This is a genomic window from Pontivivens insulae (genome assembly GCF_900302495.1).
In the GTDB taxonomy this organism is placed as follows: domain Bacteria; phylum Pseudomonadota; class Alphaproteobacteria; order Rhodobacterales; family Rhodobacteraceae; genus Pontivivens; species Pontivivens insulae.
Genome location: NZ_OMKW01000001.1, coordinates 888,165 through 900,732 on the forward strand (window position 1 = coordinate 888,165; position 12,568 = coordinate 900,732).

Genomic DNA, 12,568 nt, shown 5'->3' on the forward strand with positions numbered 1-12,568 from the left:
GTGTTCCCCGCGCTTACGATTTCTGGAACATCGCGAGCATACGCCGCGTGACCATGAAGCCGCCGAAGATGTTGATGCCACACATGAAGATGGCCAGCGCCGCAAGCAGTGCGATCAGTCCGCTGGAAGAGCCGACTTGCACCAGCGCACCCAGAATGATGATCGACGAGATCGCGTTGGTGACCGCCATCAGTGGCGTGTGCAGCGAGTGGCTGACATTCCAGATCACCTGGAAGCCGATGAACACGCTGAGCACGAAGACGATGAAGTGCTGCATGAAGCTCGCCGGCATGCCCGGAATCGAGCCGATCAGCAACAGAAGGGCAGCACCGCCTGCGAGCAGGCCCACTTGCGTCTTGGTCTGCTGTTTGAAGGCCGCAACCTCTGCCGCGCGCAACTCTTCTGCGGTCGGCTCTGGCACCTTCTCTTTCTTGACTGCCGCAATCGCCTTGGTCTTTGGCGGCGGCGGCGGGAAGGTGATCTCACCCGCATGGGTCACGGTCGCCCCGCGGATCACGTCATCTTCCATATTGTGGTTGATAACACCGTCCTTTTCGGGCGTGAGATCATCCATCATGTGACGAATGTTCGTCGCGTAGAGGGTCGAGGATTGCGTCGCCATACGGCTGGGCAGGTCGGTGTAGCCGACAATCGTGACGCCATTCGCCGTCTCGATTTTCTCACCTTCGACCGTCAACTCGCAGTTGCCGCCTTTTTCAGCGGCAAGGTCCACGATGACCGAGCCGGGCTTCATCGCCTCGACCATGTCCTTGGTCCAAAGCACCGGCGCATCGCGGCCGGGGATCAGAGCGGTGGTGATGACAATATCGATCTCAGGCGCAAGCTCGCGGAACTTCTCCAGCTGCTTTTCGCGGAACTCAGGTGAGGACGGTGCTGCATATCCACCCGTCTCTGCCCCGTCGGTCTGCTCTTCATCGAAATCGAGGAAGACGAATTCCGCCCCCATCGATTCGATTTGCTCTGCCACTTCGGGCCGTACGTCGAACGCATAGGTAATCGCACCCATCGAGGTCGCGGCACCGATGGCCGCCAGACCGGCGACGCCTGCACCGACGACCAGAACTTTTGCCGGAGGCACCTTGCCCGCTGCCGTAATCTGACCGGTGAAGAAGCGGCCGAAATTGTTCGAGGCTTCGACCACGGCGCGATAGCCGCCGATATTGGCCATCGAGCTGAGCGCATCCATCTTCTGCGCACGGCTGATGCGCGGCACCATATCCATGGCGATGGTCGTGGCACCTTTCGCCTTAAGTGCCTCAAGCAATTCAGCATTCTGGGCCGGCCAGATGAAGGAGATGATGGTCTGGCCATCGCGCACATGCGCGACCTCGGCCATCTCGGGCGCGCGCACCTTCGAAATCACGTCCGCAGCAGCATAGACGGCGGCGGCGTCCGGCAGGACCTCCGCGCCAGCCTCGGCATAGAGGGCGTCATCGAACCGCGCAGCCTCACCGGCTCCCGCTTCGATCACACATGTATGGCCCAGCTTCGTCAGCTGCGCGATGCTCTGCGGCGTCATGGCGACACGGGCCTCGCCGGGCCATGTCTCCTTCAGCGCTCCGATCTTCATGGAGATGTCTCCTCTCATCAGGCGAAATTTATGCTGCAATGCCACAGGCTGCAGGGATTTGAAAGTCAGGCCAGCGTGAGTCGTGGCGTAATTAGGAAATTTTGTTTCCTGTTACGCAGGGGCAGGCTTTTCGGTTCTTGCGCGCAGGTTCCGGGTGGGCGACTCGGACGCGCCCTGCTAGAAATAGTGGCATGACCCTTCAGGACCGCAACATAAGCCCATCGCGCCGCGCCATACGGCAGCTGGATGAGACCGCTTCCAACCGCATCGCCGCCGGGGAGGTGGTGGAGCGTCCCGCAAGTGCGATCAAGGAACTTGTGGAAAATGCGCTCGACGCAGGGGCGACCCGGATCGGGGTCGAGATCGCGGATGGCGGCAAAACGCTGATCCGTGTCACCGATGACGGGCACGGAATACCGCGCGAAGAACTGAAGCTGGCGCTGTCGCGCCATGCGACGTCCAAGATCGACGGAACCGACCTGCTCAACATTCACTCCTTTGGCTTCCGGGGCGAGGCGCTGCCATCTATCGGAGCCGTGGCGCGTCTGCGCATCGCCAGCCGCGTGTCAGAGGGCGAGGCGTGGGAGTTGAACGTGAACGGCGGCAAGCTGGGTGAGGTCGCGCCCTGCTCGCTACGCGGTGGCACTGTGGTCGAGGTGCGGGACCTGTTCCATGCCACACCGGCACGCCTCAAATTCCTGCGCTCGGATCGCGCAGAAAATCAGGCGATCAGCGATGTGTTGAAGCGCTTGGCGCTCGCCGCTCCGGATGTCGCGTTCACCTTGACCGACACCGGCACCGGCAAGACGACATTCAAGGTGGAACGGCATCAGGGCGATTTGATCGACGCCCATCTTGCACGCATGGAGGCGATCCTCGGCCGGGATTTCGCGACCAACGCACTCGTCATCGATGCGGAGCGTGAGGGGATCACCCTCACCGGTTTTGCAGCACTGCCGACCTATTCACGAGGGGCCGCAGTCGCGCAGTTTCTGTTCGTGAACGGACGCCCGGTGCGCGACAAGGTGCTTCTGGGGGCGTTGCGCGCAGCCTATTCCGATTTCCTGAGCCGTGACCGCCACCCGGCCGCGTGCCTGTTTCTGACCTGCGATCCAGAGCGGGTGGATGTGAATGTGCATCCAGCCAAGACCGAGGTGCGGTTTCGTGAGCCGGGGATAGCGCGCGGCCTGATCGTCAGCGGCTTGCGACACGCACTGGCCGGGGCGGGGCATCGTGCTTCGACCACTGTGAGTGATGCGACGCTTGGCGCCCTGCGTCCGGCCACGGCGCCTGGCGCTCCGATCTATCAGATGGATCGCCCGTCTTTGGGCGCGCGCTCCGCCTCCTACCGGATGCAAGCACCTGATCATCAGCCCGCACCGGGCTTTGCAGAGTTGCAGAACGGTGACTGGTCCTCCGCCCGAATGGAAGAGCCTGAGGCCACCGGGGTTCTGGATGAAACGGCTCCAGCCGATCCGGCGGACCTGCCACTTGGCGTTGCCCGCGCGCAATTGCACGAGAACTATATCCTCGCCCAGACCACGGATGGCATGGTGCTGGTGGATGCCCACGCCGCCCATGAGCGGCTGGTCTACGAACGGTTGAAGCGGCAGATGGCAGAGCGCGGCGTCGTGTCTCAGGCGCTGCTGATCCCCGACATCGTGGAGCTTTCGCCAGAGGACGCGGCACGCCTGATGGCGGCAGCCGACGATCTCGCCCAGCTTGGGCTGCGATTTGAGCCGTTTGGCGGCGCGTCCGTCGCGGTTCAGGAGGTTCCCGCGCTGTTGGGCCAGCCCGATGCCCGCGCCCTGATCGCGGATATTCTCGACGAGCTTGCCGATACAGGTGCCACCACCGCACTGGCGGAGCGGCTTGACGCGATCCTGTCGCGCATCGCCTGCCACGGCTCCGTGCGGACAGGTCGGCGGATGCAGGCGGCAGAGATGAATGCCTTGCTGCGAGAGATGGAGGCGACCCCCCATTCGGGGCAGTGCAACCACGGTCGACCAACATATGTCGAGCTGAAGATGACGGATATCGAGCGGCTCTTCGGGCGGAGCTGAGTTTCGGTATAATTCCGCATGCCCATGTATTCCTTGCACGCGGGCGGTATGCACTAGATGTATCCGGGACAGACCAGTCGCCGGAGGCACATCATGCCCAGCCACGCCATTGCCGATTTGCCCGATCGCGCCGCGCTTTCCAACGAATTGCACGCCCGTCCGTTTCCGGAGTTGAAGGCCCCTGGCCGGGCGGCGCATGTCGCCATCATGGCCGATGGCGGCCCGAACCGGGATGGTGAGGCAGAGCGGGACCACCTGCGCGCGCTGCTCGACCGGTTCGGGGCGCAGCACCCCGCGCCGGATGCAAATCACTGGTCTGGCCCATTGGGGCGCGCGTTCCTGAAATGGGAGCGTCACACCGAATTCATGACCTACACCCTATTCGCCGAAGGTTTGGGTGATCGCCCGTTCGAGGGGGAACTGTTCGCCCATTTTCCCACCGACTGGCTGCAACAGGCCCCGGGACGTCTGCTGACCTCCTGCCTTGTGCGGGTTGAGGTCGCAACCGACGATCAGGAAGCGAAAGCCCGGGTCAAAAACGGGCTCAGCACCCATTTCGCGGCAGAGAGCTTTTCAAAATCCCACGTCCTCGACAGTGCCGCCACGGTGATGAGTGATTTTCGGATGCAGGAAGGCGGGCATATCCGCTTTGCCGTCCTCGCGCGTCCCTCTACCGGACCTCGCCGGATCGGACGGATCGTGCAGCGCCTGCTGGAAATCGAGACCTATAAGAGCGCGTCCATGCTCGCACTTCCTGTGGCGCGCGATGTGTCCGGCAAAGTCGGGCAGCTGGACAGGGAGTTGAGCGATCTGGTCCGTGGGATGAGCGCGCAGGACGGTGACGATGCCGCCGCACTCGACCGCCTGCTGTCCATGTCGGCGGATATCGAGGCATTGGGCGCCGACACCGCGTTCCGCTTCGGCGCGCGTGGCGCGTACGCTGCGATCGTGAACCAGCGGATCGAGGTGCTGCGCGAGACCCGTATCGGGGGCGGTCAGACCTTCGCGGAATTCATGATGCGCCGCTACGAACCGGCCATGCGCACTTGTGAAAGTGCCGAGCGACGGTTGGTGGACCTCGCCCTGCGCACGGAACGGGCGGCAAACTTGCTCCGCACCCGGGTCGATGTGAACCTTGCGCGTCAGAATGCCAAACTGCTGGAAAGCATGAATAGCCGCGCCGCCCTGCAACTGCGTTTGCAGGAAACGGTTGAGGGCCTGTCGATTGTTGCGATCAGCTATTACGCGGTTGGACTTGCGGCCTATTTCTTCACCCCGTTTGGGGAGATGGCGGGGCTGGGCAAGGCCTGGTTGCTCGCGCTGATCGCGCCGGTCGTTGTTGCAGGCGTGTGGTTCGCCCTTCGCCGTATGCGAAAGCGTCTGGAAAAGGGTGAATAGATCCTTGCCAAATTAGGTAAAATTGAGGTTTCGCGTGCGAAACCAAAAGCTTACCGATTGGCAAATATGCGCCCGATCGTGTTCAGCAAAATTTGGGCTGCGAGGATCGACGTCGTTCCCGTCTGATCATAGTCGGGCGCAACTTCGACCAGATCAATCCCGACAATATTGCCGCGCTTGGTCAGGCCGTCGATCAGCTCCAACACCTCGTAATAGAGAAATCCGCCATGGCTGGGCGTCCCGGTGCCCGGCGCGATTGAGGGATCGAACCCGTCAATGTCGATGGTGAGATAATAGTCCACCCCGGCCGGAACCCGCTCCAGCACGGCTTCCACGCCCAGCTTGCGGATCTGGCGCACCGACAGAATGTCAGAGCCCCGCGCCCGTGCATCTTCATACCCTTCCTTCGCGGTGGAGGAGACGTTGCGGATCCCGAACTGGCTGAGCCCGGTCACGTAGTCCTGCTCCGCCGCGCGCCGCATCGGGTTGCCATGGCCATAGCGCACGCCATGCCGCTCATCCACGAAATCGAGATGGGCATCGATTTGAACGATGTGGATCGGCCCGTGATCGTCAAAGGCCCGGATACAGGGGATATTGACCGAATGATCGCCCCCCAGCACGACAGGCAAAGCTCCGGCTGCGCGAATGGCGCGGACGCCGGCTTCGATATTGGCGTGGCTCTTTTCCGTCAGCGTATGCACGATATCCGCGTCGCCGATATCGACCATCCGAACATTCTGCAGATAGGTGACATCATCTTCGTGATCATAAGCGCCCGCATGCCCGAAGGAGAACAGCGTGGAGGCCTCGCGGATCGCTCTTGGCCCCATGCGGGTGCCGCTGCGCCATTGCGTGCCGCCATCAAAAGGCGCGCCCAGAATGGCCACGTCGGCGTCAATCTTCTCCCAATCGCTGACCCAGGGGCTTTTGCCGAAAGTCGCGATCCCGGTGAAGGGCAGGTCCAGCCTGCCAGTCTCATATCCATGGGCCATGTCACGCTCCCCTTCTGGTCGGCCCTTCGGGGAGGATATTTGTCACCAAGAAGAAGAGGCAGCCTTCTTCTTGGCTGAAATATCCCCGCCGGAGGCGGCGCTGCGTTCAGAAATTGTCCTTGCGGCGGCGCACTTCGGTGAAGACCTCAGCATCGCTGCCATCGGGCAGGCCGACGGCGTCTTTCACGCTTTGCACATGCGCGCGCAGAAAGGGGTTCGTTGCCTTCTCTTCTGCCAGGGAGGAGGGCACAGTGGGCTGTCCGCGCTCTCGTGCGCTGTCGATGCGGGTGGCGCGGGCGAGCATGTCGGCATTCTGTGACTCGATCGTCAGCGCAAATTTCATGTTCGACTGTGTGTACTCATGCCCCGAATACACAATGGTGCTGTCGGGCATGTTCAGAAACTTCTCCATCGTGGTCTGCATCATCGGGCCATCTCCCTCGAACAGCCGACCACAGCCCATCGCCATAAGGCTGTCCGCACTGAACACCGCGTCGGAGCCTGCGAAGTGAAACGCGATATGGCCGACCGTGTGGCCTGAGACATCGAGGACTTTGCCGGTGGAGGCGCCGACGGCGATATCGTCGCCCTCTTCCAGGGCCCGGTCGAGCGGTGGCAGACGATGCGCATCGGCTTTCCCGCCCCACACTTCGCACCCGTATTTCGCCCGCAGCTCTGCCGTGCCATCGATATGGTCAGGGTGGTGATGGGTGATCAGCAGCAGATCGAGGCCCAGGCCACGGGCCTCCAGCGCCTCGATCAAGGGTCCGGCTTCGGGTGCATCCACGACCGCAACTTTGCCTGTTTCAGCGTCGCGCAGGATATAGGCGTAATTGTCTTCGAGACAGGGAACGGTTTGAATGTCGAGCGCCATGGTGCGGGTCCTCCGGGTGCGATACTGTGCGTGACGTTGGTTCATTCGGGCAGCTAGTGCAATGCATCTCGATGTCGTCGATCTGAAGAGCTTTTACTATCGCACCCGGCTGGGCCGTGGTGCGCAGGCGTCCTTGCAATTCGCTTTGCGTCAGATGTGGCCAGATCTGACGGGGCAGAGCCTGGTCGGTTTCGGATTTGCCGCGCCCTTCCTGCGTCCGTTTCTCAAGGATGCAGAACGTGTGCTCAGTTTCATGCCGGCCCAGCAGGGCGTCATGGCCTGGCCCGCCGGACAGCCCAATCATTGTGCGCTGGTCGAGGAGACGCATTGGCCCGCGCAGGCGGGGGCCTTCGACCGGATCATCGTCGCCCATGGTCTGGAGACCTGTGAGCGTCCGACAGCATTGCTTGAGGAGATCTGGCGCGTCTTGTCCCCGGGTGGGCGTGTGATCTTTGTGGTGCCCAACCGCACCGGCGCCTGGGCGCAGCGGGATGTCACGCCTTTCGGATATGGTCGTCCCTACAGTTTCGGACAGCTCGATGCACAGTTGCGCACCCACCGGTTCGAGCCTGAAGGGCATCGCGCGGCCCTGTTTCTGCCGCCATCGCACAAACGCTCAATGTTGCGACTGCAAAATACCGCAGAGCGCCTTGGCCGGAAGATGAAGGCGGATCGGATCGCGGGGGCGCTGTTGGTCGAGGCGATCAAGGAAGTGCATGCGCTGCCTCGCGGGCGCCGGGCAGAGGCGCGGCGGCCCCGCCTGCTGGGCGGTCTGGCGGCTCCGGCACCCGCACCGACGCCGCTTCCGTCTCGCAGGCATCGCTGCGACTGAGGGAATCGCCCGGGTGAAATGCAAGCGTTTTCCCGATTTGCTGAAAACGTTTTCCGCATTGAATTTCTGGATCGGGCCGCGAAGCAGGCTCCTCGCTGTCGGATTCGGGGCATTCTGCCGCACCGATGTGAAAAAATGCACATTGGATTCACGAAAAAAAATGCGCTTTCTTCCACGGAATACCATGGAATACCGAATTTGATAAATATTTTCAAAGCGTTAATAAAATGGGTCTTTATGTTGCTCTGCGGAAGTACCTCTGCTATCACCCGCGCAGTTTCATTCCGCAGGTCGCTCATCCGGGTGGCCATGAACCACTGCGGACCATTTGGCATGTCGTGAATGTGCTGGCTGGTCTGCTAGAAAGATGGGGTGCCCCTTGGCCACAACATCCGCTCATGTCTCTGGCATCGCCGGTCGCTATGCGACTGCTTTGTTCGAGCTTGCACAAGAAGAGAACGCGCTGGCCCAAGTTGAGGGGGACCTCGACACTTTGCAGGCCGCGCTGAACGAAAGCGCTGACCTGCGCGATCTTACGACATCTCCGGTCTATAGCCGCGAAGACCAGCAAAGCGGTATGCGCGCGCTCGCATCCGCTATGGGGTTGGGCAACACGGTGACGAACACGCTGGCGCTGATGGCGTCGCGTCGCCGTCTCTTTGTGCTGGAAGATGTCATCAAGGGTGTGAAGGCGCTGGCTGCTGACGCCCGTGGTGAGATCACCGCAGAGGTCACGTCCGCGAAAGCGCTGACGAAGGCACAGTCCGAGGCGCTGGCCAAAACACTGAAAGCAAGCGTTGGTCAGGACGTCGCAATCAATTCGACCGTCGATGAAAGCATCATCGGCGGTCTCATCGTAAAGGTTGGCTCGCGCATGATCGACACGTCGATCCGCTCGAAGCTTGCCGCCATGCAAAATGCAATGAAAGAGGTCGGATAATGGCAATCCAAGCCGCGGAAATCTCTGCGATCCTCAAGGAGCAGATCAAGAATTTCGGTCAGGACGCCGAAGTTGCTGAGGTCGGCCGTGTGCTTTCCGTCGGTGACGGTATCGCGCGCGCCCATGGCCTCGACAACGTCCAGGCCGGTGAGATGGTCGAATTCCCGGGCGGTGTCCGGGGGATGGCTCTGAACCTTGAGATCGACAATGTCGGTATCGTGATCTTCGGCTCTGACGCCGAGATTAAAGAAGGCGACACCGTGAAGCGTACGGGCGCCATCGTGGACGTCCCCGTCGGCAAAGGCCTGCTGGGCCGCGTTGTCGACGCGCTGGGCAACCCGCTCGACGGCAAGGGCCCGATCGAGGCGACCGAGCGTCGCGTCGCGGACGTCAAGGCGCCGGGCATCATCCCGCGTAAATCCGTGCACGAGCCTATGGCGACCGGCCTCAAGGCGATTGACGCCCTGATCCCCGTCGGCCGTGGCCAGCGCGAGCTGATCATCGGTGACCGTCAGACAGGTAAGTCTGCCGTGGCACTCGACGCGATCCTGAACCAGAAATCCTATAACGACGCGGCTGGCGACGATGAGAGCAAGAAGCTCTACTGCGTCTACAACGCTGTCGGTCAGAAGCGTTCCACCGTGGCGCAGCTGGTGAAGAAGCTGGAAGAGACCGGCGCGATGGCATATTCCATCGTTGTAGCCTCCACCGCATCCGAGCCTGCACCGCTGCAGTACCTCGCACCGTATTCCGCGACGGCGATGGCGGAGTATTTCCGCGACAACGGCATGCACGGCCTGATCGTTTATGATGATCTGTCCAAGCAGGCGGTTGCCTATCGTCAGATGTCCCTGCTGCTGCGTCGTCCGCCCGGACGTGAAGCGTATCCGGGTGACGTTTTCTACCTGCACTCCCGCCTGCTGGAGCGTTCGGCGAAGCTGAACGAAGACAATGGCGCGGGCTCGCTGACGGCGCTGCCGATTATCGAAACGCAAGGTGGTGACGTTTCCGCGTTTATTCCGACCAACGTGATCTCGATCACCGACGGTCAGATCTTCCTTGAGACGGAACTGTTCTTCCAGGGCATCCGTCCTGCTGTAAACACCGGTCTGTCGGTTTCGCGTGTGGGTTCCTCCGCTCAGACGAAAGCGATGAAGTCGGTTGCAGGCTCGATCAAGCTGGAGCTGGCGCAGTACCGCGAAATGGCGGCGTTTGCTCAGTTCGGTTCCGACCTCGATGCCTCCACGCAGAAACTGCTCAACCGCGGTGCGCGCCTGACGGAGTTGCTCAAGCAGCCCCAATACTCGCCGCTCACCAACGCCGAGCAGGTCATCGTGATCTATGCGGGCACCAAAGGTTATCTCGACAATTTGCCTGTGAACCAGGTGAAGCCGTTCGAAGCTGGCCTTCTGGCCGAGCTGCGCAATTCGCATCAGGATCTGCTGAACGACATCCGCGACAACGACCGCAAGGTCTCTGGCGATCTTGAGGACAAGATCAAGTCGGTCATCGACGGTTTCGCGAAGACGTTCGGTTAATCTTAAGGGAAGGGAGCAAGGCGTATGCCGAGCCTCAAGGACCTGAAAATCCGGATCGAAAGTGTCAAATCGACACGGAAGATCACCAAGGCGATGCAGATGGTCGCCGCCGCGAAACTGCGCCGTGCGCAGGAAGCGGCGGAGGCTGCGCGCCCCTATGCCGAGCGCATGGAGGCCGTCCTTGGCAATCTGGCGGCGGGGTCGAAGAACTCCGCTTCCGCACCGATGCTGCTGCGCGGCACCGGGTCGGACCAGACCCATCTGCTGATCGTCGCAACTGCGGAGCGTGGCCTCTGCGGTGGTTTCAACACCAATATTGCCAAGCTGGCACGCGCTCACATCGAGCGTTTGCAGGGCGAAGGCAAAACCGTGAAGATCATCACAGTCGGGAAGAAAGGGCGCGAGCAGTTGCGCCGCGACTTCCGTGACCTGTTCGTCGATCACGTGGATCTGAGCGAAGTGAAGCGTGTTGGCTACGACAATGCCTCCGCCATCGCGCAGGACGTTCTGGGCCGCTTTGCCGCGGGTGAATTTGATGTCGCCACGCTGTTCTATGCTCAGTTCGAGAACGTGATCACGCAGCGCCCCACAGCGCAGCAGATCATCCCGGCGGTTGTTGAAGACGATGCCGATACCGGCGCGCTTTATGACTACGAGCCAGAGGAAGATGCGATCCTTGCGGATCTGCTTCCCCGTTCGGTCGCCACGCAGATCTTCACCGGTCTGCTGGAAAATGCCGCTTCCGAGCAGGGCGCGCGGATGTCCGCAATGGACAACGCAACCCGCAACGCAGGCGACATGATCGACAAGCTGACCATCGAGTTCAACCGGACCCGTCAGGCAGCGATCACGAACGAGCTTATCGAAATTATCTCGGGCGCCGAGGCGCTCTAAGACGACTGGAGAAACAACATGGCAAATGCTGTCGGCAAAATCACCCAGGTGATCGGCGCGGTCGTCGACGTCCAATTCGACGACCACCTGCCCGCGATCCTGTCCGCTCTTAACACGGACAACAATGGCAACGACCTCGTCCTCGAAGTGGCGCAGCACCTTGGTGAGAACACCGTGCGCACCATCGCGATGGACGCGACCGAAGGTCTGGTGCGCGGTCAGACCGTCACCGACTCCGGCAACCCGATCCAGGTTCCCGTGGGCGATGCGACCCTCGGCCGGATCATGAACGTTGTCGGCGCACCTGTGGATGAGAAGGGCCCGGTTGAAGCGACCGAGTACCGCGCCATCCACGGCGAAGCACCGACCTTCGATCAGCAGTCCACCTCCTCCGAGATCCTGGTGACGGGTATCAAGGTGATCGACCTGCTCGCGCCTTATTCCAAGGGTGGTAAGATCGGTCTGTTCGGTGGTGCGGGCGTCGGCAAGACGGTTCTCATTCAGGAGCTGATCAACAACATCGCAAAAGTGCACTCCGGCTACTCGGTGTTCGCAGGTGTTGGTGAGCGGACCCGCGAGGGGAACGACCTTTACTACGAATTCATCGAATCTGGCGTTATCAACGCGGACGACCTGACGAAGTCCAAAGTGGCGCTCGTCTACGGTCAAATGAACGAGCCTCCAGGTGCGCGTGCACGTGTTGCTCTGTCCGGCCTGACCATGGCTGAGCAGTTCCGCGACCAGTCCGGTACCGATGTTCTGTTCTTCGTGGACAACATCTTCCGCTTTACGCAGGCCGGTTCCGAGGTGTCCGCACTTTTGGGTCGTATCCCGTCCGCTGTGGGCTATCAGCCGACGCTGGCAACCGACATGGGCGCGATGCAGGAACGCATCACCTCCACGAAGTCCGGCTCGATCACGTCCGTGCAGGCGATCTACGTTCCGGCGGATGACTTGACCGACCCTGCACCGGCAACTTCGTTCGCGCACCTCGATGCGACGACCGTTCTGAACCGTGCGATCTCCGAGCTGGGCATCTACCCGGCGGTTGACCCGCTCGACTCCACCTCCCGTATCCTTGACCCGCAGGTCGTGGGTGAGGAGCACTATCAGGTGGCAGGCGACGTTCAGCAGATGCTTCAGCGCTACAAGTCGCTGCAGGACATCATCGCGATCCTCGGCATGGACGAACTCAGCGAAGAGGACAAGCTGACGGTTTCCCGCGCACGGAAAATCCAGCGTTTCCTCTCGCAGCCGTTCGACGTGGCAGAAGTGTTCACCGGTTCCCCCGGTGTTCAGGTGAAGCTCGAAGACACGATCGCGTCCTTCAAGGCCGTTGTGGCTGGCGAGTACGATCACCTTCCCGAAGCGGCCTTCTACATGGTTGGCGGCATCGACGAAGTGATCGCGAAAGCCGAGAAGATGGCTGCCGAAGCAGCTTGA

10 protein-coding genes are annotated in these 12,568 nt (G+C 61.4%); 7 read left to right on the forward strand and 3 right to left on the reverse strand.

The window, feature by feature from the left end:
* Positions 1 to 13: 13 nt before the first annotated feature.
* Positions 14 to 1,591 (reverse strand): Re/Si-specific NAD(P)(+) transhydrogenase subunit alpha, encoded by a 1,578-nt coding sequence (locus tag POI8812_RS04105; RefSeq protein ID WP_108781224.1) that lies wholly within the window; start codon positions 1,589 to 1,591, stop codon positions 14 to 16.
* 191 nt (positions 1,592 to 1,782) lie between these two features.
* Between POI8812_RS04105 and mutL the strand changes: the two genes are divergently transcribed.
* The gene (gene mutL / locus POI8812_RS04110) at positions 1,783 to 3,654 is read left to right on the forward strand and encodes a DNA mismatch repair endonuclease MutL (RefSeq protein WP_108781225.1); all 1,872 of its coding nucleotides are present in this window, start codon (positions 1,783 to 1,785) and stop codon (positions 3,652 to 3,654) included.
* A 93-nt stretch (positions 3,655 to 3,747) separates the two neighbouring features.
* Entirely contained in the window at positions 3,748 to 5,052 is a 1,305-nt protein-coding gene (locus POI8812_RS04115) for a DUF3422 family protein (RefSeq protein WP_108781226.1), read from the forward strand.
* Between the two features lie 50 nt (positions 5,053 to 5,102).
* Here POI8812_RS04115 and speB read toward each other — a convergent pair whose 3' ends face one another.
* Complete coding sequence (speB, locus tag POI8812_RS04120; protein WP_108781227.1) at positions 5,103 to 6,047, reverse strand: agmatinase; 945 nt, start codon at positions 6,045 to 6,047, stop codon at positions 5,103 to 5,105.
* A 106-nt stretch (positions 6,048 to 6,153) separates the two neighbouring features.
* The gene (gene gloB / locus POI8812_RS04125) at positions 6,154 to 6,921 is read right to left on the reverse strand and encodes a hydroxyacylglutathione hydrolase (RefSeq protein WP_108781228.1); all 768 of its coding nucleotides are present in this window, start codon (positions 6,919 to 6,921) and stop codon (positions 6,154 to 6,156) included.
* Positions 6,922 to 6,982: 61 nt separating this feature from the next.
* Here gloB and POI8812_RS04130 point away from each other — a divergent pair, with 61 nt between their 5' ends.
* The 5 genes from POI8812_RS04130 to atpD all read left to right on the forward strand — a co-directional run bounded on the left by POI8812_RS04130 (position 6,983) and on the right by atpD (position 12,568).
* Positions 6,983 to 7,753, forward strand: coding sequence for a class I SAM-dependent methyltransferase (locus POI8812_RS04130; RefSeq protein WP_108781229.1), 771 nt, complete (start codon positions 6,983 to 6,985; stop codon positions 7,751 to 7,753).
* 379 nt (positions 7,754 to 8,132) lie between these two features.
* Positions 8,133 to 8,693, forward strand: a complete 561-nt coding sequence (locus POI8812_RS04135; RefSeq protein ID WP_181377182.1) for a F0F1 ATP synthase subunit delta — start codon at positions 8,133 to 8,135, stop codon at positions 8,691 to 8,693.
* The gene (gene atpA / locus POI8812_RS04140; protein ID WP_108781231.1) at positions 8,693 to 10,231 is read left to right on the forward strand and encodes a F0F1 ATP synthase subunit alpha; all 1,539 of its coding nucleotides are present in this window, start codon (positions 8,693 to 8,695) and stop codon (positions 10,229 to 10,231) included. Before POI8812_RS04135 ends, atpA begins: the two co-directional genes overlap by 1 nt.
* Positions 10,232 to 10,255: 24 nt before the next feature.
* Positions 10,256 to 11,125 (forward strand): F0F1 ATP synthase subunit gamma, encoded by an 870-nt coding sequence (locus POI8812_RS04145; RefSeq protein WP_108781232.1) that lies wholly within the window; start codon positions 10,256 to 10,258, stop codon positions 11,123 to 11,125.
* Between the two features lie 18 nt (positions 11,126 to 11,143).
* Positions 11,144 to 12,568 (forward strand): F0F1 ATP synthase subunit beta, encoded by a 1,425-nt coding sequence (atpD, locus tag POI8812_RS04150; protein ID WP_108781233.1) that lies wholly within the window; start codon positions 11,144 to 11,146, stop codon positions 12,566 to 12,568.

Coding starts and splice junctions, on each gene's coding strand:
- POI8812_RS04105 (WP_108781224.1), bottom strand. CDS start 1,591: ATGAAGATCGGAGCGCTGAAGGAGACATGGCCCGGCGAGGCCCGTGTC.
- gloB (WP_108781228.1), bottom strand. CDS start 6,921: ATGGCGCTCGACATTCAAACCGTTCCCTGTCTCGAAGACAATTACGCC.
- POI8812_RS04130 (WP_108781229.1), top strand. CDS start 6,983: ATGCATCTCGATGTCGTCGATCTGAAGAGCTTTTACTATCGCACCCGG.
- speB (WP_108781227.1), bottom strand. CDS start 6,047: ATGGCCCATGGATATGAGACTGGCAGGCTGGACCTGCCCTTCACCGGG.
- POI8812_RS04115 (WP_108781226.1), top strand. CDS start 3,748: ATGCCCAGCCACGCCATTGCCGATTTGCCCGATCGCGCCGCGCTTTCC.
- mutL (WP_108781225.1), top strand. CDS start 1,783: ATGACCCTTCAGGACCGCAACATAAGCCCATCGCGCCGCGCCATACGG.
- atpA (WP_108781231.1), top strand. CDS start 8,693: ATGGCAATCCAAGCCGCGGAAATCTCTGCGATCCTCAAGGAGCAGATC.
- atpD (WP_108781233.1), top strand. CDS start 11,144: ATGGCAAATGCTGTCGGCAAAATCACCCAGGTGATCGGCGCGGTCGTC.
- POI8812_RS04145 (WP_108781232.1), top strand. CDS start 10,256: ATGCCGAGCCTCAAGGACCTGAAAATCCGGATCGAAAGTGTCAAATCG.